The organism is Streptomyces sp. NBC_01210, assembly GCF_036010325.1.
In the GTDB taxonomy this organism is placed as follows: domain Bacteria; phylum Actinomycetota; class Actinomycetes; order Streptomycetales; family Streptomycetaceae; genus Streptomyces.
Genome location: NZ_CP108549.1, coordinates 8,604,013 through 8,624,908, shown reverse-complemented (window position 1 = coordinate 8,624,908; position 20,896 = coordinate 8,604,013). Strand labels below are relative to the sequence as shown.

16 protein-coding genes are annotated in these 20,896 nt (G+C 68.5%); 3 read left to right on the top strand and 13 right to left on the bottom strand.

Annotation, left to right across the window (positions count from 1 at the left end; all coding sequences use genetic code 11):
• Positions 1-12: 12 nt before the first annotated feature.
• The 8 genes from OG735_RS38895 to OG735_RS38860 all read right to left on the bottom strand — a co-directional run bounded on the left by OG735_RS38895 (position 13) and on the right by OG735_RS38860 (position 11,646).
• Positions 13-1,245 carry a sarcosine oxidase subunit beta family protein gene (locus OG735_RS38895; protein ID WP_327327849.1) on the bottom strand — a complete coding sequence of 411 codons (1,233 nt, stop codon included), beginning with the start codon at positions 1,243-1,245 and terminating at the stop codon, positions 13-15.
• Positions 1,242-2,519: a serine hydroxymethyltransferase gene (glyA, locus tag OG735_RS38890; RefSeq protein WP_327327848.1), complete on the bottom strand. Its 1,278-nt coding sequence runs from the start codon at positions 2,517-2,519 to the stop codon at positions 1,242-1,244. The genes OG735_RS38895 and glyA overlap by 4 nt, the downstream gene beginning before the upstream one ends.
• Positions 2,516-3,367: a bifunctional methylenetetrahydrofolate dehydrogenase/methenyltetrahydrofolate cyclohydrolase gene (locus OG735_RS38885; protein WP_327327847.1), complete on the bottom strand. Its 852-nt coding sequence runs from the start codon at positions 3,365-3,367 to the stop codon at positions 2,516-2,518. The genes glyA and OG735_RS38885 overlap by 4 nt, the downstream gene beginning before the upstream one ends.
• A 27-nt stretch (positions 3,368-3,394) precedes the next feature.
• The gene (locus OG735_RS38880; protein WP_327327846.1) at positions 3,395-5,833 is read right to left on the bottom strand and encodes a GcvT family protein; all 2,439 of its coding nucleotides are present in this window, start codon (positions 5,831-5,833) and stop codon (positions 3,395-3,397) included.
• A 198-nt stretch (positions 5,834-6,031) separates the two neighbouring features.
• Positions 6,032-7,030 carry an ABC transporter substrate-binding protein gene (locus OG735_RS38875; RefSeq protein WP_327327845.1) on the bottom strand — a complete coding sequence of 333 codons (999 nt, stop codon included), beginning with the start codon at positions 7,028-7,030 and terminating at the stop codon, positions 6,032-6,034.
• 46 nt (positions 7,031-7,076) lie between these two features.
• A complete protein-coding gene (locus OG735_RS38870) occupies positions 7,077-9,068 on the bottom strand; it encodes an ABC transporter permease (RefSeq protein ID WP_327328604.1) in 1,992 nt (663 codons plus the stop codon).
• The gene (locus OG735_RS38865; RefSeq protein WP_327327844.1) at positions 9,068-10,156 is read right to left on the bottom strand and encodes a quaternary amine ABC transporter ATP-binding protein; all 1,089 of its coding nucleotides are present in this window, start codon (positions 10,154-10,156) and stop codon (positions 9,068-9,070) included. Before OG735_RS38865 ends, OG735_RS38870 begins: the two co-directional genes overlap by 1 nt.
• A 20-nt stretch (positions 10,157-10,176) precedes the next feature.
• A complete protein-coding gene (locus OG735_RS38860) occupies positions 10,177-11,646 on the bottom strand; it encodes an aldehyde dehydrogenase family protein (protein ID WP_327327843.1) in 1,470 nt (489 codons plus the stop codon).
• Between the two features lie 219 nt (positions 11,647-11,865).
• Between OG735_RS38860 and purU the strand changes: the two genes are divergently transcribed.
• Positions 11,866-12,738, top strand: coding sequence for a formyltetrahydrofolate deformylase (gene purU, locus OG735_RS38855; RefSeq protein ID WP_327327842.1), 873 nt, complete (start codon positions 11,866-11,868; stop codon positions 12,736-12,738).
• A 108-nt stretch (positions 12,739-12,846) separates the two neighbouring features.
• Here the strand turns inward: purU and OG735_RS38850 are convergent, their stop codons facing one another.
• Positions 12,847-13,671 (bottom strand): 5,10-methylenetetrahydrofolate reductase, encoded by an 825-nt coding sequence (locus OG735_RS38850; RefSeq protein ID WP_327327841.1) that lies wholly within the window; start codon positions 13,669-13,671, stop codon positions 12,847-12,849.
• Positions 13,668-15,326 carry a choline dehydrogenase gene (gene betA, locus OG735_RS38845; RefSeq protein ID WP_327327840.1) on the bottom strand — a complete coding sequence of 553 codons (1,659 nt, stop codon included), beginning with the start codon at positions 15,324-15,326 and terminating at the stop codon, positions 13,668-13,670. Before betA ends, OG735_RS38850 begins: the two co-directional genes overlap by 4 nt.
• Before the next feature lie 144 nt (positions 15,327-15,470).
• On the opposite strand from betA, the gene OG735_RS38840 reads away from it, so the two are divergent.
• Positions 15,471-16,268 (top strand): IclR family transcriptional regulator, encoded by a 798-nt coding sequence (locus OG735_RS38840; RefSeq protein WP_327327839.1) that lies wholly within the window; start codon positions 15,471-15,473, stop codon positions 16,266-16,268.
• 125 nt (positions 16,269-16,393) lie between these two features.
• Here OG735_RS38840 and OG735_RS38835 read toward each other — a convergent pair whose 3' ends face one another.
• The 3 genes from OG735_RS38835 to OG735_RS38825 form a co-directional block, all read right to left on the bottom strand.
• Positions 16,394-17,527 (bottom strand): aromatic ring-hydroxylating oxygenase subunit alpha, encoded by a 1,134-nt coding sequence (locus tag OG735_RS38835; RefSeq protein WP_327327838.1) that lies wholly within the window; start codon positions 17,525-17,527, stop codon positions 16,394-16,396.
• A gap of 127 nt (positions 17,528-17,654) precedes the next feature.
• Positions 17,655-18,818 (bottom strand): NAD(P)/FAD-dependent oxidoreductase, encoded by a 1,164-nt coding sequence (locus OG735_RS38830; RefSeq protein WP_327327837.1) that lies wholly within the window; start codon positions 18,816-18,818, stop codon positions 17,655-17,657.
• A complete protein-coding gene (locus OG735_RS38825; RefSeq protein WP_327327836.1) occupies positions 18,815-19,177 on the bottom strand; it encodes a bifunctional 3-phenylpropionate/cinnamic acid dioxygenase ferredoxin subunit in 363 nt (120 codons plus the stop codon). Before OG735_RS38825 ends, OG735_RS38830 begins: the two co-directional genes overlap by 4 nt.
• 176 nt (positions 19,178-19,353) lie before the next feature.
• Here OG735_RS38825 and OG735_RS38820 point away from each other — a divergent pair, with 176 nt between their 5' ends.
• Complete coding sequence (locus OG735_RS38820; protein WP_327327835.1) at positions 19,354-20,733, top strand: L-serine ammonia-lyase; 1,380 nt, start codon at positions 19,354-19,356, stop codon at positions 20,731-20,733.
• Positions 20,734-20,896: the final 163 nt, after the last annotated feature.

Genomic DNA, 20,896 nt, shown 5'->3' with positions numbered 1-20,896 from the left:
CGATTCGGCTCCCTAGTGGGCCACCGCGGCCGCGCCGTGCTCGTCGACGAGCGCGCCGGTGGTGAATCGGTCGAGCGAGAAGGGGGCGTTGAGGTGGTGGGGGGTGTCGTGGGCGATGGTGTGGGCGTAGACCCAGCCGACGCCCGGGGTGGCTTTGAAACCGCCGGTTCCCCAGCCGCAGTTGAGGTAGAGGTTGTCGACAGGGCTGAGCCCGACGATCGGCGAGGCGTCGGGGCTGACGTCGACGATGCCGCCCCAGGTACGCAGTACATGGGCACGGGCGAAGACCGGGAAGAGTTCCAGGGCGGCGGACATCTGATGCTCGATGATGTGGAAGGCGCCGCGCTGGGTGTAGGCGTTGTACGCGTCGATGCCCGCGCCCATCACCAGTTCGCCCTTGTGTGCCTGGCTGACGTACACATGCACCGCATTGGACATCACGACCGTGGGGTGCACCGGCTCAAGGAGCTCGGAGACCAGCGCCTGCAGCGGGTGGCTCTGCAGCGGCAGCTCGAAGCCCGCCATGGCTGCCAGTACCGAGGTATGACCGGCCGAGCAGAGCGCCACCTTGCCGGCGGCGATCGGGCCGAGCGTGGTCTGCACGCCGACGACCCGCCCGCCCTGGATGTCGATGCCGGTGACTTCGCAGTTCTGGATGATGTCGATGCCCGCGGCGTCGGCGGAGCGCGCCAGCCCCCAGGCAACGTGATCGTGCTTGGCGATACCGGCCCGCGGCTGGTAGGTGCCGCCCATCACCGGATACCGCACGTCGGGTGAGATGTTGACGATGGGGCAGACGTCCTTGACCCGCTGCGGGTCCAGCCATTCGGCGTCGACGCCGTTGAGCCGGTTGGCCTCGACACGGCGCACGCTGTCGCGGACATCCTGCAGGCTGTGGGCGAGGTTCAGCACACCGCGCTGGGAGAAGAGGATCGGGTAGTCCAGTTCGTCCGCCAGCCCCTCCCAGAGCTTGAGGGCATGCTCGTAGATTCCGGCGCTCTCGTCCCACAGATAGTTGGAACGGATGATGGTGGTGTTGCGGGCCATGTTGCCGCCCGCGAGCCAGCCCTTCTCCAGCACGGCCACATTGGTGATGCCGTGGTTCTTCGCCAGGTAGTGGGCGGTCGCGAGACCGTGTCCGCCGCCGCCCACGATCACCACGTCGTACGACCGCTTCGGCTCGGGCGTGCGCCACAGCCAGTCGGGGTGCTCGGGGAGGTCGGCGCCCGGGGTGCGGGGGCTCATCGGGCGTCTCCTGAAAGGTGCGGGTACAGCGGGTGCTTGGCAGCCAGCGCCTGCGTACGGGCGCGGAGCGCGGCGACATCGGGCGCGGGCTGGAGGGCGAGCGCGATCACATCGGCGACCTCGGTGAAGTCCTCTTCGGTGAAGCCGCGGGTGGCCAGAGCGGGGGTGCCGATACGCAGCCCCGAAGTGACCATGGGCGGGCGGGGATCGAAGGGGACGGCGTTGCGGTTGACGGTGATACCGATGTCGTGGAGCAGGTCTTCCGCCTGCTTCCCGTCCAGTTCCGACTCCCTGAGGTCGACCAGGACCAGATGGACATCGGTGCCGCCGGTGAGGACGCTGACTCCGGCCGCGGTCGCGTCCGGCTGCGTGAGCCGTTCGGCGAGGATGCGGGCGCCGGCCAGGGTACGGGCCTGCCGCTCGGCGAACTCCGGCGACGCGGCGACCTTGAACGACACCGCCTTCGCTGCGATGACGTGCTCCAGCGGGCCGCCCTGCATTCCGGGGAACACCGCAGAGTTGATCTTCTTGGCGATGTCGGCCTCATTGGTGAGGATGACGCCGCCGCGCGGGCCGCCGAGCGTCTTGTGGGTGGTCGTGGTGGTGACATGGGCGTGCGGTACGGGACTGGGGTGAAGTCCGGCGGCCACGAGGCCCGCGAAGTGGGCCATGTCGACCATCAGGTAGGCGCCCACCTCGTCGGCGATCCGCCGGAAGGCCTCGAAGTCCAGTTGCCGGGGATACGCCGACCAGCCCGCGATGATCATCTTGGGGCTGTGCTCCTTGGCGAGCCGCTCCACCTCGTCCATGTCGACCAGGTTGTCGGTCTCGTCCACGTGGTAGGGCACGACATTGAGCATCTTGCCGCTGTAGTTGATGCGCATGCCGTGGGTGAGGTGACCGCCGTGCGCGAGGTCGAGGCCGAGGATGGTGTCACCGGGCTTCAGCAGGGCGAAGTAGACGGCGGTGTTCGCCTGCGCGCCCGAGTGCGGCTGCACATTGGCGAATCCGGCGCCGAAGAGGGACTTGATCCGCTCGATGGCCAGCCGCTCGGTCACGTCGACGTGTTCACAGCCGCCGTAGTAGCGGCGCCCCGGATAGCCCTCGGCGTACTTGTTCGTCAGGACCGAACCCTGGGCCTCCATGACCGCCGAGGGGGCGAAGTTCTCCGACGCGATCATTTCGAGGGTGGACTGCTGGCGGTCCAGCTCCGCGGAGACGGCGGCGTGGACCTCCGGGTCCAGCTCGGCGAGCGGCGCGTTCAGCGTGTTCATGCGGCGTTCCTCTCGGCAGCCTCAACGACATTGGCGAGCAGCATCGCCCGCGTCATGGGTCCTACGCCGCCGGGCATGGGCGCGACCCATCCGGCGACCGTGGCGGCATCGGGGTGCACGTCCCCGATCAGCCCTTCGTCGGTGCGGGTGATACCGACGTCGAGGACGACGGCACCGGGCCGAAGCATCTCGGGGGTGATCAGTCCGGGCGATCCGGCGGCCGCGATGACGATGTCCGCCTCCCGTACGTGCCAGGCCAGACCCTTGGTCCCGGTGTGGCACAGGGTCACGGTGGCGTTCTCGGACCTGCGGGTGAGCAGCAGCCCGATCGGCCGTCCGACCGTGATGCCTCGCCCGATGACGCACACCCGCGCTCCGGCGAGGGGGACGTCATGGCGACGCAGCAGTTCCACGATGCCGCGCGGGGTGCAGGGCAGCGGGGCCTCGATGCCGAGAGCGAGGCGTCCGAGGCTGACCGGGTGCAGGCCGTCGGCGTCCTTGGCCGGGTCCATGCGCTCCAGTACCGCGTTGGCGTCCAGGCCCCGCGGCAGCGGCAGTTGGACGATGTAGCCGGTGCAGGCGGGGTCGGCGTTGAGCTCGTCGATGACGGCCTCCACCTGCTCCTGCGTCGCGTCGGCGGGCAGTTCGCGCCGGATGGAGGCGATCCCGGCCTGTTCGCAGTCGCGGTGCTTACCGGCGACGTACGCGTGACTGCCGGGGTCGTCGCCGACCAGTACGGTGCCGAGGCCCGGCGTGATTCCCCGCGCGGCCAGCTTGGCGACGCGCTCGGCGAGTTCGGTGCGGATCGCAGCCGCGGTACGGCGTCCGTCGAGGACCTTTGCGCTCACGGTGCTCCTCTTCTTACGGATGGGGGCTCAGCCGCGCAGGCGGGACATGGAGGGGTCGAACAGCGGCTCGTCGGCGACGACCGCTTCGACGCGCTGGTCGAAGTAGCCGATGTGCATGGTGCGGCCGGTCGTGGCGAGCTCGGCGGGCAGCCACGCATAGGCGATGCCCTTGCCGATCGTGTAGCCGTGAGCGGCGCTGGTGACATAGCCGACGGGGCGGTCGCCGTCGTACACCGGCTCCTTCCCCATGACCACGGCCTGCGGGTCGTCGATGGTCAGACAGGTCAGGCGGCGCCGCACATCGGCCTTGCGCCGCTCCAGCGCGGCCTTGCCGATGAAGTCGTCCTTGTCGAGCTTGACGGCGAAGCCGACGCCCGCCTCGTAGGGGTCGTGCTCATAGGTCATGTCGGTGCCGAAGGAGCGGTAGCCCTTCTCCAGACGCAGACTGTTGAAGGCGCCACGGCCGGCGGCGATGCCGCCGAGGGGCTGGGCGGCCTGCCAGAGGGTGTCCCAGAGTTTCTGGCCCATGTCGGCGGTGGTGTACAGCTCCCAGCCGCGTTCGCCGACGTACGACAGGCGCATGGCGGTGACGGGGACGGAACCGATGTGGGCGCGCTTGGCGCGGAAGTACTTCAGACCGTCGTTGGAGAAGTCCGAGTCGGCGAGCGGCTGGAGCACCTCGCGGGCCAGCGGGCCCCACAGGCCGACGCAGCAGGTGCCGGCGGTGATGTCGCGTACCTGGACCGACCCGTCCGCCGGCAGGTGTCGGCCAAACCAGTCGAGGTCCAGGTTGCCGTTGGCGCCGACCTGGAAGTGGTCGCGGCCGAGACGGGCGACGGTGATGTCGCTGCGGATACGGCCGTCTCCGTCGAGGAGCAGGGTGTACGTCACCGAGCCGACCGACTTGTCGACGTTGCCGGTGGACAGCCGCTGGAGGAACGCGGCGGCGCCGCGACCGGTGACTTCCAGGCGCTTGAGCGCGGTCATGTCGTACATCGCGACGGTCTCGCGCGTGGTCTGGGCCTCTGCGCCGACGATGGGCGACCAGTAGCGCGCCGCCCAGTCGTTGGGAGTGGGGATGGAACGCCCGGCTGCCAGGTGTTCGTTCGCCTCGTACCACTGGGGCCGCTCCCAGCCGGTGGCCTCCAGGAAGACGGCGCCGAGTTCCTGCTGGCGGGCGTAGAAGGGGCTGGTGCGCAGGGGGCGTGGCGCGCCGGCCGGCTGGAGGGGGTGGAGGATGTCGTACACCTCGACGAAGTTCTGGCAGTCGCGTGCCAGGACGTACTCCGGGGAGAGCTGATGCGGCTCGAAGCGGTTGACGTCGCACTCGTGCAGATCGAAGGACGAGCAGTGGCCCTCCACGAGCCATTCGGCCACCGCGCGGGCCACGCCGGCCGAGTGGGTGACCCACACGGCCTCGGCGACCCAGAAGCCCTTGACGTCAGGTGATTCGCCCAGCAGCGGCAGGCCGTCGGTGGTGAAGGAGAAGAGACCGTTGATGCCCTCTTCGATCTTGGCGTCGCGGGTCGCGGGCAGCAGTGCCTGTGTCTCGGTCCAGGCGTCGGCGAAGTCGTCCTCGGTGAACTTCATGACCGAGGGCATCCGCTCGGCCTCGTCCACCGAGGCGATGTCCTCCGGGTCGACCGGCATGGGCCGGTGGCCGTAGTAGCCGATGCCGATGCGGTCGAAGCGGTCGCGGTAGTACAGATCCGCGTCCTGGTGGCGCAGGATCGGCCGGACGGCCTCCTCGGCCTGGCCTTCCAGTGCGGGAACGGGGCCGGTCCAGGCGAGCTGGTGGGCGAGCGGGGTGAGGGGCAGGTTCATGCCGACCATGCGGGCGATCTTCGGGCCCCAGATGCCCGCACAGCACACGACGATGTCGGCGGGGATCTCGCCCTGGTCGGTGACGACTGCGCTGACCTCGCCCTCGCTGTGTACGACGTCGAGGACTTCGTGGCGGGCGAGGAAGCGAACGCCGCGCTCGGTGGCCCGCCGGATCTGGGCCTCGACGGCGAGCACCGCCTTGGCCAGGCCGTCGGTGGGGACCAGGAGGCCGCCGAGGACGCGCCCGGGGTCCACCAGCGGGTGCAGTTCGATGCACTCCTCGGGGCTCAGCAGCCGGGACTCGATGCCCCAGGCGGTGACCCAGCCGTGGCGGCGGTGCAGCTCGATCAGGCGTTCCGGGGTGGTGGCCACCTCGAGTCCGCCCACCTGCAGGAAGCAGGGCTCTCCGTCGACGTCGAGGCTGCAGAACTTCTCGACGGTGTAGCGGGCGAGCTCGGTCATGGTCTTCGAGGAGTTCGTCTGGAAGACCAGCCCCGGCGCATGGGACGACGACCCGCCGGTGGCGGGGAGGGGCCCCTGGTCGACGACCGTGATGTCGGTCCAGCCCGCGAAGGACAGTTCGTCCGCGAGCGCCGCTCCCACGACGCCCGCTCCGATGATGACCACTCGGGGTCCCGCCATCGCCGCACCTCCGCCTTTAAGCAGTTAAGTTGCTGTCAGCGCAACATGCTTCAGGTTGCGCAACTCACGATGCCGGTCGCCGAGGGTGGGTGTCAAGGGGCCTTCACGGCCGTAACCGGGGCAAAAAAACAGCCGTGCCCGGCGGGCTGTCACGGCAGCCCGCCGGGCACGGTCAACGCTCCCGGCCCCTCCTGTGGATCAGCTCTTCTTGAGCCAGAAATCAACCTTGTCGCGGTTGGCGTCCACCCACTTCTTGGCCGCCGCCTCCGGCGTCATCTTGTCCTCGGCGATGTACTTGGCCACGAGGTTCTGGTCCGAGTTGGTCCAGGTGAAGTTCTTGACGAGGTCATAGGCAGGACTGCCCGAGTCGGCGAACTTCTTGCTGACGATCTTGTCCAGCTCGTATTCGGGGTAGTCGCAGGCGACCTTCTCCGCGTCGGCGTCGCAGCCGTCCTTGTACGCCGGCAGATTCACCTTCACCAGCTCGACCTCCGACATGAACCACTGCGGCGCGTAGAAGTATCCGATCACCCAGGACTTCTTGGCCTCGGCCTGTCTGAACGCCTGGATGAGCGCCGCCTCGCTGCCACCGTAGACGACCTTGTAATCCAGCTTGAGATTCTTCACCAGTGCGGCGTCATTCGTCACGAACGACGGATCGCCGTCGAGGAACTGACCCTTGGCACCCGACTCCGACGTCTTGAAATTGGCGGCGTATTTATTGAGGTTCTTCCAGTCGGTGATGTCCGGGTGCTCCTTGGCCAGCCACGGCGGCACGAACCAGCCGATGACGCCCGTGTTGCCGGTCGCGCCGGCCTCCACGGCGGTCTTCTGGTCGGTGATGTACTTCTTCTTCAGGTCGTCGTGGCCCCAGTTCTCGACGACGGCGTCCACTTCGCCGGTGCCGAAGCCCTGCCAGGCGACCTCTTCCTTGAGGTCCTTCTTGGTCACCTGACACTTGAGGTCATTCTCGGCGACATACGCGATGACCGCCGCGTTGGCCTCGTAACCGACCCAGGGGTTGATCGCGAGGTTGAACGTGCCGCACTTGCCGGCGCCCCCCGCCTTGTCCGATCCCGACTCGCCGACCTTGGCGCCGCCGCAGGCGGTGAGCGCGGCGAGGCTCATCGCCGCCAGCCCGGCCACCGCGGCCCGCCGTCTCGCGGGCCGCGACTGCCCAATGAAGTTTCCGATCATTACTGCCTCCTGTGCTTCTTCCTGTGGGCGCTGAGTTGTGACCGGCCTAGCGGGCGCCGGGCGCCCTCGTTGTGCGCCGTGCCGCTGCCTGGGTTATCCGGTCGAACATGACCCCGAGCAGAACGATGGCCAGGCCCGCCGCCAGGCCCTTGCCGTACAACTGGCCCTGGGAGAAACCGGCTACGACGTCGTAGCCCAGGGCGCCCGCACCGACCAGACCGCCCACGACCACCATGGACAGGACGTAGATCAGTCCCTGGTTGGTCGCGAGTGTCAGGGCGCTGCGTGACATGGGGAGCTGGACCTTGGTGATGATCTGCCAAGTGCTGGAGCCGGCTGCCGTGGCGGCCTCCACCGTGGTCTGTGGCACCGCTCGCACTCCATCCGCGATGATCTTGATTGTCACGGGAGCCGCGAAGACGACCGCGGCGATGATCGCCGTGAAGCGCGTCGCACCGAACAGCGCCAGGAACGGCACCAGATACACGAAGGAGGGCATGGTCTGGCCCGCGTCGAGGCTGGGTCTGATCAGCCGGTCGACCAGCGGACTGCGGCCCATCCAGACCCCGACCACGACGCCGAGCAGCATCACGATCAGAGTCGCCACCGCCGTGGAGGCCAGCGTCGTCATGCTGTCCGACCACACCCCGGTCCCGACGAGCAGTGCCACACAGACCGCCGCCGTGACACCCGCGCGCCACCCGCCGAGCACTGCGCCGACGGCGACGAGGACGACGCCGACCAGCCACCAGGGGGACTCGGTGAGCAGTGTCTCGAAGGGGTTGAGCAGCGCCGTGGTGATCAGGTCCCTGGTTCCGTTGGTCAGTCCGCCGAAGGTGTCCTGCGTCCACAGGGTGACCGAGTCCGCCGTGCGCGCGATCGCGCCGCCGACTGAGGCGTCGCCGGGGAACTGGGCTGCCCACACATAGGTGTGGGACAGCCACACGCACACCGCGGCCGCCGCGCCACCGGCCAGCAGGAGGGGCCGGCGCCACTTCGTGAAGCGGCCGGCGCGGCGCTTCCTCGCGGCCTCCACACGGTCACCCGCCGCGGTCGTCACCCGGTCCAGCACGATGGCCATGACGACGATCGCGAGGCCGGCGTTGAAGGCGACGCCGACGTCCAGGGTCTGCAGCGCCTTGACGACCGTCTTGCCCAGCCCGGGCGCGTCGATCAGGGCGGCGATGGTGACCATGGACAGCGCGGCCATGATGGTCTGGTTCACGCCCATCACGACGGTCCGCTTGGACATGGGCAGCAGCACCTTGGTGAGCGTCTGCCGCCGGGTGGATCCCAGCGACTCTGCGGCCTCTACCGTGGTGGCGGGCACCGAGCGGATGGCGTGCGCGGTGATGCGTATGGCAGGCGGCGCCGCGTAGATGAGCGTGGCGATCGTCGCGGATGCCGGGCCGATGAGGAAGAACAGCGTCAGCGGAGCGAGGTAGACGAAGGTCGGCATCGTCTGCATGAAGTCCAGGAACGGCGTGATGGCGCGGTTCACCCGGTCGGAGAGCCCGGCCCAGATGCCGAGCGGGATGCCGATGAGCAGGGAGACGAAGACCGCCGACAGGGTCAGGGCCAGCGTGTCCATGCTCTCCTGCCACAGTCCCTGCAGCCCCAGGAAGACGAACCCGGCCACGGCCAGGGCCGCGACGCGTATGTTCCCGAACGCCCAGGAGAGATATCCGGCGAGGCCGACGACGCCCAGCCAGCCGATGACGGGGACCGGGCGCCCGCCCTGCGGCTGGGAGATCAGCGACTGGATGAAGGTGACGAGATTGTCGATGACCAGCCGGATCTCGTTGAAGAAGTAGAGGAAGAGCGGGTTGCTGTTGCGGTTCGCCCCGATGCTGTCGTTGACCGAGTTGAACCAGCGGTGCAGGTCCGTCAGGTCGGCCGCCGCCAGCGCCAGGGTCTCCCGCCCGCGCAGGGCGGCGAACAGCACCAGCCAGGCGAGCACGATCGCGGCCACCACGACGCGGCGGCTGACTCGGCGCACGGCCCGGGCCGGGGCGGCCGCGTCGGCGGCGACAACCATCACGCGCCGCCTTCCTGTCCGGCGACGACCGCGAGGATCTCCTCGTCGCCGACGATGCCCAGCAGCTTGCCGTCCTGGACGACCTTGACCGGCCTGTCGGCGGCGAGCACCGCCCGCGTCGCCTCGCGCACCACGACGTCCGGGCCCAGCTCCGGGCCGTCGAGGGCGTCGCCGGGCTCCGGGGCGCGCATGATCCAGCGCAGGGTCAGGACTTCGGCGCGGGACACGTCCTTGACGAACTCGCGGACATAATCGTCGGCGGGAGCGCCCACCAGTTCGTCACCTGTGCCGCACTGGACCATCTTGCCGTCGCGCATGATGAGAATGCGATCGCCGAGCTTGAGCGCCTCGGACAGGTCGTGGGTGATGAAGACCATGGTCTTGCCGACCTCGTGGTGCAGGCGGATGACCTCGTTCTGCATGTCGCGGCGGATCAGCGGGTCGAGCGCGGAGAACGGCTCGTCGAAGAAGAGCACGTCCGGATCGCCGGCGAGCGCACGGGCGAGACCGACGCGCTGCTGCATGCCGCCGGAGAGCTGGTCGGGGTAGGAGTTCTCGTATCCGGCCAGGCCGACCAGTTCGACGACCTCCATGGCCCGCTTGACGCGCTCCGCCTTGCCCATGCCACGTATTTCCAGGCCGTACGAGACATTGTCGACGACCCGGCGGTGCGGCAGCAGCCCGAAGTGCTGGAAGACCATGGAGAACTTGCGGCGCCGTAGCTCGCGCAGCCGTTTGGCGTCCGCGCCACGGATGTCCTCACCCTCGAAGTTCACTTCACCCGCGGTGGGTTCGATCAGCCGGGTGAGACATCGCACCAGCGTGGACTTGCCGGAACCGGACAGGCCCATCACGACGAAGACCTCGCCGGGCGACACGTCGAAGTTCACATCCCGTACGGCGGCGGTGCATCCCGTGCGGTCCATGAGCTCGCGGCGCGTGAGCCCGCACAGCTCGTCGGAATCCGGCACCTGGTCCGCCTTGGGCCCGAACACCTTCCACAGCCCGCGCACGGAGATGACCGGGGGCCTGTCCTGGTCCTGGGACGTGCCGCGCCGCTGCGGCAGTTCAGTCTCTGTTGGGGTCACGGTCGACCTCTCTTCGGCATTCAGCCGCGGAACCAGTGCTGCGGCCGGGGTTGGATGTTCTGCCAGATGTGCTTGGGCTCGCGATATTCGTCCAGGCCCGTCGGCCCCAGTTCCCGGCCCACGCCCGAGTGGCCGAAGCCACCCCATTCCGCCTGCGGTACATAGGGGTGGTAGTCGTTGATCCACACGGTGCCGTGGCGCAGGCGTCGCGCGACCCGCTGGGCCTTGCCGGCGTCCTGCGTCCATACGGCTCCGGCGAGTCCGTACTCGGTGTCATTGGCGATGCGTACGGCGTCGTCCTCGCCGCTGAAGCGCTCGACGGTCAGCACGGGGCCGAAGGACTCCTCATGCACCACACGCATGTCCTGGCGACACTCGTCGAGCACGGTCGGCGGGTAGTAGTAGCCGCTCGCGAGTTCCGGGTCCTCCGGGCGACTGCCGCCGCAGCGCAGTACGGCGCCCTCGGCGAGGCCCTCGGCGACGTAGGCCTCGACCTTCTCCCGGTGCTGTGCGGAGACCAGCGGTCCCGTATCGGCCTCGGGATCGAAGGGGCCGCCCAGACGGATTCGCCCGGCACGGCGTACGACCTCGTCGACAAAGGCGTCATGGAGCTCGTCCTCGACGATCAGACGGGCGCCGGCCGAGCAGACCTGCCCGGAATGCAGGAAGACGGCCGTGAGAGCGAAGTCCACCGCGGCCTCGAAATCGGCGTCGGCGAAGACGACATTGGGGTTCTTGCCACCCAGTTCGAGGGCGACCTTTTTCACGGTCGCGGCGGCCGTGGCCATGATCCTTCGGCCGGTGTCCAGGCCCCCGGTGAAGGAGATCATGTCGACGGCGGGGTCTTCGGACAGCGGCGCGCCCACCTCGGGTCCGGTACCCAGCACGAGGTTGGCGGCTCCGGCCGGCAGACCGGCCTCCTCAAGTGCCCGCATCAGCAGGATCGATGTGGACGGGGTGAGCTCGCTCGGCTTCAGCACGATCGTGTTTCCGGCCAGGAGAGCGGGGGCGACCTTCCACGACGCCTGGAGCAGCGGATAGTTCCACGGGGTAATCAACCCGCAGACTCCGACCGGCTCGTAGGTGACGCGGCTGACGGCGTCGTCGCGTCCGGTGTCGACCACCCGGCCGGCGCTGGTGCCCGCGATCCCGCCGTAGTAGCGGAAGCAGGAGACCACATCGGCGATGTCGTACTCGCTCTCCACCAACCGCTTGCCGGTGTCCAGTGATTCGGCGCGGGCGAACTCCTTGGCGTCGCGCTCGATCAGATCGGCGGTGCGCAGCAGCAGCGCGCCGCGTTCCCGCTCGGGGGTTCGCGGCCAGTGGCCTTCGTCGAAAGCCCGGCGGGCCGCTGCGATCGCGGCCTCGCTGTCGGCCCGGGTCCCTTCGGACACGACCGCCGCAAGCGTGCCATCTGCGGGGCAGAGGATCTCCCGGTGGCCCCCGGCCACCGGATCGCGCCATTCTCCGTCCAGATACAGGTCTGCCACGTGCGGAGCCCTTCGACCGAAGTTCGTTGCGCATCATGCACTGCATTGCTTGTGGTGGAACACCCTGGCCGAACGCATGACCCACGTCAAGAGGGCAAGACGGGCGGATTCCGCCCTGGAGCCCAGTTGTCCCGCTTCTCTTGACCGCGGCCCACAAGGGGCTGACCATGTTGCGTATCACTCACCGTGTTGTGCAATACGCACCAACGGAGGCCACGTATGTCCCCTCGACCGCAACCTGGCCGCGAATACGTCCTCACCCTCTCGTGCCCGGACCAGGCCGGACTGGTGCACGCCGTGAGCGGCTACCTGGTCAGGAACTCCGGCAACATCCTGGAGAGCCAGCAGTTCGACGACCGGCTTCAGGACCGTTTCTTCATGAGGGTCCACTTCGATGTGTCCGACCCCGACACCGACGTGAAACAACTGCGTGACCGATTCGGCCCCGTCGCCGAGGCCTACCGGATCTCGTGGACCCTGCGGGACGCCTCGACCCCGACCCGCACGCTGATCATGGTGTCGAAATTCGGCCACTGCCTGAATGACCTCCTCTTCCGCCGGCGCACCGGCGCTCTCAACATCGAAATCCCGGCCATCGTCTCCAACCACGAGGAGTTCGAGGAGCTGGCCGGGACCTACGGCATCCCCTTCCACCACATCCCGGTGACCAGGGACACCAAGGCCGACGCCGAGGCACGTCTTCTGGAGCTGGTGCGCGAGCTGGACATCGATCTGGTGGTGCTCGCCCGCTATATGCAGATCCTCTCCGACGACCTGTGCAAGCAGCTCGAGGGCCGGGCCATCAACATCCACCACTCCTTCCTGCCCAGCTTCAAGGGCGCACGCCCGTACGGGCAGGCGTACGACCGCGGCGTGAAGCTCGTGGGCGCCACGGCGCACTATGTGACGCCGGACCTGGACGAGGGCCAGATCATCGAGCAGGACGTGGTCCGCGTGGATCACTCGCTCGACCCGGACGAACTGGTCACGGTTGGGCGGGACGTGGAGGCACAGGTGCTGGCGCACGCCGTGAAGTGGCACAGCGAGAGCCGCGTGATGGTGGACGGGAACCGTACGGTGGTCTTTCGCTGAACCAACCGGGCTCCGCCCCGGACCTCGCGCCTCAATCGCCGGACGGGCTCCAGCGGAGCCCGTCCGGCGATTGAGGGCACGCCCGAAGGGTGTACCTGGGGCCGGGGGCTAACAACCGTCGAGGCGCTCCAGCATGCCGCGGCGCCAGCGCTCCGTCTCGGCGATCTGGTTGAAGGTGAACAGGTGCAGGCCCGCGACGGCCGCCGAGGGAGCAGTGAGCGCGTCCGCGCTGCGTCTGAGCAGCCGATCGGGCGAGTAGCCGCCCGGTGCCGCGAAACGCAGAAACCAGGAGGCGTGCCCGGCCAGGAACCGCGCCGACTCCCCCACCCCGATCTTTGTCGCCATGGAGAGCAGCTTCGCCCGCTCAACGGGGCCGGCGACGCCCACATGGACGGGCAGCACGATGTCGCGCCGGCGTACCCGCACGAGCCAGTCGCCGAGCACGCGAGGATCGAAGCACAGATTGCTGACGATGTACGTGGCGTGCGCGCGCTTGTCCCACATCGACTGGACGATGACGTCGTCGTCGATGAGCGGATGGCTTTCGGGGTAGCCGGTGATGCCGATGTGTGTGAAGGGGCTGCCCAGCTCGCTCAGCCTGCACAGCACCGGCAGCGCTCCGTGGTACGTCCCGGCCGGCGGGTCGGCGTCCCCGGCCGGGACAAAGATGTCGTCGATGCCCGCCGCACGGAGCCGGCCGACGACGTCCGCCAGGTGCGCGTCGTCCCGCAGCAGCCGCGCGGGCACGTGCGGGACGACGCGGTAGCCGTGCGCCGCCAGCCGGGTGGTGAGGTCGAGCGTCGGCTCCAGGCCCTTGACCGGCGACGCGGTGACCGTGACCACCACGTCGCGCGGCACATGGGCGAGCACCTTGTCCTGTGTGGACTTCGCCGGCAGGACCTCGTAGCGGACGCTCTTCAGCAGTGTTCTCACCGTGGGTCGCGGTGCCGGTAGTACTGAGCCTTGGAGGCCGGAAGCGGCTTCTTGCCGAGGATGAGGTCGGCGGCCTTCTCCGCGATCATCATCACGGGTGCGTAGATGTTGCCGTTGGTGACGTACGGCATCACGGAGGCGTCCACGACGCGCAGCCCCTCCACGCCGTGCACCCGCATGCTCTCCGGGTCGACCACGGCCATCTCATCAGTGCCCATTTTGCAGGTGCAGGAGGGGTGCAGGGCGGTCTCGCCCTCCTTCGCGACCCAGGCGAGGATCTCCTCGTCGCTCTCCACGGACGGTCCGGGTGAGATCTCCCCGTCGTTGTACGGGGCGAGCGCGGGCTGGTTGAGGAGCTTGCGGGTCACCCGGACCGCCTCGACCCACTCGCGGCGGTCCTGTTCGGTGGACAGGTAGTTGAAGCGCAGCGCCGGGTGCTCGCGCGGGTCCTTGCTCTTGATCTTCACGGAGCCGAGGGCGTCGGAGTACATGGGTCCGACGTGCACTTGGTAGCCGTGCCCGCCCGCCGGCGAGGTGCCGTCGTAGCGGACCGCGATGGGCAGGAAGTGGAACATCAGGTTGGGGTAGTCCACGTCCTCGTTGCTGCGGGCGAAGCCGCCGGCCTCGAAGTGGTTGGTCGCGGCCGGACCCTTGCGGAAGAGCCACTGGAGGCCGATGAACGGGGCACGCCACTTCGCCATGTACGGCTGCATGGAGACCGGCTGCTTGCAGGCGTACTGGACGTACACCTCCAGGTGGTCCTGCAGATTCTCGCCGACTCCGGGCAGATGGTGGACGACGTCGACGCCCAGGGACTTGAGTTCCTCCGCGTTGCCGACGCCGGAAAGCTGCAGCAGTTGGGGGGAGTTGATCGCGCCGCCGCAGAGAATCACCTCGCGGGCGCGGACCTGCTGGGGCTTGCCACGGCCGCGCCGGTACTCGACACCGACGGCACGCTTGCCCTCGAAGATCACGCGGGTGACAAGGGCACGGGTCTTGACGTCAAGATTCGGCCGCCTTTTCACGGGCTTGAGGTACGCCTTGGCGGCTGACAGGCGACGTCCGCGGTGGACGTTGCGGTCGAACGGGGCGAAGCCTTCCTGCCGGTAGCCGTTGACGTCGTCGGTGCGGGGGTAGCCGGCCTCCTGGACGGCCTCGAGGAAGGCGGGGAAGAGCGGGCTGGAGGCCGGGCCGCGTTCGAGGACGAGGGGGCCGTCGTGGCCGCGGAACTCGTCGTCGGGGTCGGCCGCCAGGCAGTTCTCCATGCGCTGGAAGTACGGCAGGCAGTGTGCGTAGTCCCAGGTCTCCATCCCCGGGTCGGCCGCCCACCGCTCGTAGTCCATGGGGTTGCCCCGCTGGAAGATCATGCCGTTGATGCTGCTGGAACCGCCGAGCACTTTGCCGCGGGCGTGGTAGACGCGGCGGCCGCCCATATGGGGCTCGGGCTCGGATTCGTACTTCCAGTCGTAGAAGCGGCTGCCGATGGGGAAGGTCAGCGCCGCGGGCATGTGGATGAACACGTCCCACGGATAGTCGGACCGTCCGGCCTCCAGCACCAGAACGCTGTTGTCCGGATCAGCGGAGAGCCGGTTCGCCAGTGCGCTGCCGGCCGATCCGCCGCCGACGATGACGAAGTCGTACTGCAGGGGAGCCATGGCTACCTCGTCTCGATCGCGCCGTTCGATACGCGGGGCATGCTAGTACGGGTAGCGCTATACGCACCAGGTTGCGAGCCACGCAACTTGCCGAGAGGTGCGTTCCTCTGCCCAGCTGTTGTTTACTGCGCGTATAGTTTCGCTGTGAGCAACTACAGTCCAGATACCGAAACGACCGGTTCGCAGCCCGGCGGAGTCCAGTCCGTCGACCGCGCCATCAGCGTGCTGGAAATCCTTGCCCAACAGGGCGAAGCGGGCGTCAGTGACGTGGCAGCCGAGATCGACGTCCACAAATCCACGGCATTCCGCCTGCTCGGCGCGCTGGAGGCGCGCGGTCTGGTGGAGCAGGCGGGTGAGCGCGGCAAGTACCGCCTCGGCTTCGGCATCGTGCGCCTGGCCGGCGCGGTCACGGGCCGCATCGACATCACGCAGCAGGGCCGCCCGGTCTGCGAGCGCCTCGCAGAGGAGATCGGCGAGACCGTCAACATCGCCGTCATGCAGGAGCACTTCGCGATCAACCTGTTCCAGGTGCGCGGGCCTGCCGCAGTGGCGGCGCACAACTGGGTCGGCCAGCTGACCCCGCTGCACGCCACCTCCAGCGGCAAGATCCTGCTGGCCCACCTGCCCGCCAAGGAGCGTGCCGAGCTCCTGTCGCAGACAGGCCTGAAGAAGGTGACCCCGCACACCCTGACCGCGAAGACAAAGCTCGAGAAGAACCTCGCCGAGGTCAGAGAGCACGGGTACTCCTGGACCAAGGAGGAACTGGAGCTCGGGCTGCACGCCATGGCCGCGCCGGTCCGCAACAGGGACGGAGAGGTCATCGCGGCACTCAGCGCCTCGGGGCCCTCGTACCGGTTCACCGAGGAGCGCATGCGCGAGCTCGCCCCGTTGCTGATCCAGGGTGCGGAAGAGATCAGTCACCGGATGGGCTACCTGGGCTGACCGGGGCGCGCTCGCTCCGTCAGCAGGAGCGGTCGGAGCGTCCAGAGCAGGGCGTGGGTCACCGCGGGGATTCCCGGGCGGCCCAGGTCTCGCTCCTGCCGATCTGAAGGCCGCCGGCGCCGGCGCTAATCCGACTGCCGGGTGCCGAGACGCTCGTGGATCCAGTCGTGGAACACGCCGATGTGGTGCTCGCTGGGTACGAGTACGCCGCCCTTGGCGTACAGGCGGGAGCTCATCGCGGGCTGGCAGCGCTCGCAGGCGTCGAAGTCCTGCCGGTTGACCCGGTCGAAGAGCTCCACGGACCGGCTGACATCCCTGCCGCTGTCCACCACGTCCTTGAGGTAGAGCCAGTCGCACTCGACGATCGTGCGGTCGACAGCGACCGGGTACATCCGGTGGAAGATCACATGGTCGGGGACGAGATTGATGAATACCTGCGGCGGGACGGTGATCGCGTAGTAGCGGCGGTCCTGGTCCTCGGAGACCCCGGGGATGCGGTCCAGGCCTTCGGAGCCGTCCACGGTGAAGCCCTTGACCTCCGCACCGAATTCGGCGCCGTGGCCGACGTAGTACTGCGCGGCATAGCCGTCGGCGAACTCCGGCAGAACCTCGGTGAGTTCCGGGTGGATCGTTGCGCAGTGGTAGCACTCCATGAAGTTCTCGATGATCAGCTTCCAGTTCGCCTTCACGTCGTAGACGATCCGCCTGCCGACCTCGAGGCTTTCCACGTCGTAGCGCTCGATCGACTCCACGTCGCCGAGCCGTGCGACGACCTCACCGACCACCTGTTCCTCGAAGGAGGGCGGGGTCTCCGCCAGACAGACCCAGACATAGCCCAGCCATTCGCGAGAGGCCACATTCGCCAGGCCGTACTCGACACGGCCGACGTCGGGCATCTTCGTGAGGTTGGGCGCCGCGACGAGCTTGCCCGTCAGGTCGTACGTCCACGCGTGGTACGGGCACTGGAAGGCGCGCTTGACCTCGCCGGTCTCCTCCGTACAGAGCTTGGCGCCACGGTGCCGGCAGACATTGAAGAAGGCGCGGACGGAATTGTCCCGGGCCCGGGTGACGAGGATGCTCTCACGGCCCACCTCGACGGTCCGGAATGCGCCGGGCTTGGCCAGGTCGGAGGAGCGCGCGACGCAGAACCACATCTCCTCGAAGATGTGCTCCTGCTCCTGGGCGAAGATCCCGGGATCGGTGTAATAGGAGCCTGGGAGCGTGGCGATCAGGCTGTCCGGCAGGCTGGTCGAGGTCACAGTGCACTCCTCGCGGGGTGACGTCGTTGATCGGTCGTCGCGCCGGGGACGAGGTAGTCCCAGCGGCGTAGTGCGATATGCAATACAGGCGTGCTGAGCAACAGCGGGTGACGCCGCGCGAGTGGCGTCAGAGCGTGGCGGCGGCGAGCTGCTTGCGCCAGCGGGTGAACAGGCGCGGCTGGTTCATCCCGAGGACCGCGACAGGATGGCCCGACCGCCGATACACCGCCAGGAAGCTGCGGTCGTTCGGGAGCCCCTCCTCGACCGTCACACTGTCGGCCCCGGCGGAATGCCCGGCGAACTGGATCCGTACGCCGTACTGGTCCGACCAGAAGTACGGCGGCTTGGGCACTCCCGGCGTTGCCGTACCGCCGGACAGCAGCGCGGCCACGGCCGCGTCGGGCCGTTCCCGCGCGCCGGTCCAGTGTTCGACGCGCCGGTGGACCCCGGCGACCGGGTCGTACCAGGAGGCGCAGTCGCCGACCGCGACCACGGCGGCCACGCTTGTGCGGCCGTCCGCGCCGCACGTGACGCCGTCGTCCAGGGCGACGCCACAACCGTCGAGCCACTCGACGCACGGGCGGGCGCCCACGCCGACGACGACAGTGTCGGCCGGGATGCTGCGGCCGTCCTCCAGCAGGACCGCCTCGACGCGGGCCGCCCCGCTCAGGCCCTTGACGCCGACGCCGCAGAGCAGACGTACGCCGTGGTCCGCATGGAGCGTGGAGACGACGCCTCCCATGACCTCGCCCAGCGGTCCGGCCAGCGGAGTCGGCGCCGCCTCGACGACCGTCACATCAAGCCCCAGGCCGTACGCGGTCGAGGCGACCTCGGCGCCGATGAACCCGCCGCCGATCACCACCAGCCGCCCGCCCCGGGTCAGGTCGGCCCGCAGGGCACGGGCGTCGTCCAGGGTGCGCAGCGTATGCACCCCGGCCAGGCCGTCGCTGCCCGGCAGCGCGCGCGCGGTCGCACCGGTGGCGATGACAACCCCGTCGGCACGGACGGACCGGCCGTCCGCGAGCCGCACAGCACGGTCACCGAGGTCGAATCCCGCGGCCCGCACGCCGAGCAGCCACTCCGCCTGAAGGTCCTCACCGTCCGCCTCCAGCGCGAGATCCGCTTCGCGGATCGTGCCGGCGAGGAACTCCTTGGACAACGGCGGCCTGTCGTACGGACGGTGCGGCTCGTCACCGATCACGACCAGCCGTCCGTCGTAACCCTGTTTCCGCAGGGAGCGTGCGGCCGACAGTCCCGCGAGCGAGGCGCCGACCACGGCCACCGTTCTCACGCGAGACCTCCGGCGAGCCGCGCCGCTATGCAGGGCGGCAGATTCGGGGCCGCCGTGGACGGCTGGACGTAGATCATGCCGTCCTCGATCAGGACCTCATGGGTGCGGACGGGGAGCTTGGCCGGCGGTGAGTCGACGGCCCCCGTCCGGAGGTCGAACTTCGAGGCGTGCAGCGGGCATTCGACTTCGCAGCCCTCCAGCCAGCCGTCGGCGAGCGACGCGTCCTGGTGGGTGCAAGTGTCGTCGATGGCGAAGACCTCGCCGTCATCGGTGTGGAACACCGAGACGGGCGGATCGATGTCGAGCCGGTAGGCCTCGCCTCGCGGCAGATCCGCGAGACGGCACGCGGGAATCATCATGACACCTCGGGTGCTCGGGTGCATATAACGAAACAGATTGCGGTAAGCGCAACGTCAGTTTGAAGTCCCCCAAAGCCCGTGTCAAGGCATCCCCCGGACAGGCCGACCCCTTGTTCCATGTTTCTTTTTACGCAACGCTGTGCGTAGTACACAACTTCCGATCCGGAAGGAACGACGTGGCGATCAGCGTCTTCGACCTGTTCAAAGTGGGCATCGGCCCCTCCAGCTCGCACACCGTGGGGCCGATGAAGGCCGCCCGCCTCTTCGTCAACGCGCTGGACGAGGACGGCCTGCTGTCCCGCGCCGCCTCGGTGCGGGCAGAGCTCTTCGGGTCCCTCGGTGCCACCGGACACGGTCACGGCAGTGACAGGGCGGTACTCCTGGGCCTGGAGGGCGAGGACCCCGAAACCGTCGACACCGACACCGTGGACGACCGGGTGCACCGGATCCGCGAGACGGGCCGACTGCGACTCCTGGACGTCAAGGAGGTGGACTTCCGCGAGCGCGAGCACCTGGTGCTGCACCGCCGCCGCACTCTTCCCTTCCACCCCAACGGCATGCGGTTCCAGGCCCTGGACCACGACGGCGGCGAGCTGAGGACATGTACGTACTACTCGGTGGGCGGGGGCTTCGTCGTCGACGAGACCGCGACAGGAGCCGACCGGATCAAGGCCGACGACACACCTGTACGCCTCCCCTTCCGCTCCGCGTCCGAACTGCTGCTGCGCGCCTACGAGTCCGGCCTGCCCCTCAGCGGAGTGATGCTCGCCAACGAACTGTCCTGGCGGAGCGAGAGCGAGGTCCGGGCCGGCCTGCTGAGGATCTGGTCCGTGATGCGGGAGTGCGTCGACCGCGGCTGCTCACGGACCGAGACCACCCTGCCCGGGCGGCTGAAGGTGCCACGCCGCGCTCCCCGGCTACTGCGCACCCTCGCCGAGGACACCACCCGGCCCGGGGACCCGCTGAAGGTCATGGACTGGGTCAATCTCTACGCCCTGGCCGTGAACGAGGAGAACGCCTCGGGCGGCCGCATCGTGACCGCGCCCACCAACGGCGCCGCCGGAATCGTGCCTGCGGTGCTCCACTACTACACCCGCTTCGTTCCCGGCGCCGACGAGGACGGAGTCGTCCGCTTCCTGTTGGCCGCCGGCGCGGTGGGAGCGCTGTTCAAGGAGAACGCCTCGATCTCCGGGGCGGAGGTGGGCTGCCAGGGCGAGGTCGGGTCCGCCTGCTCCATGGCAGCCGCCGGTCTTGCCGAGGCACTCGGCGGCACGCCGGAACAGGTCGAGAACGCGGCCGAGATCGGCATGGAGCACAATCTCGGACTGACCTGCGACCCGGTCGGAGGACTGGTCCAGATCCCCTGCATCGAGCGGAACGCGATCGCCTCGGTCAAGGCGATCAATGCGGCGCGGATGGCGCTGCGCGGCGACGGCACCCATGTGGTCTCGCTCGACAAGGTCATCAAGACCATGCGTGAGACCGGCGCCGACATGAAGGTGAAGTACAAGGAGACCTCGCGCGGAGGCCTCGCGGTCAACGTCATCGAGTGCTGAGAAAACTACATCTGATCAGGGGTTTCTCCTCTTTCAGCTCTGTCACGGCGTTTCCCGTCTGTACGCCGGATCGTCCCTGAAAGGTCCTTCCCTCTGACAGAGCTGAAAGTCCCTGAAAAGTCCCTGGAAAAACGACGACCAGCAGGGGTCTCACCCGCAGGTT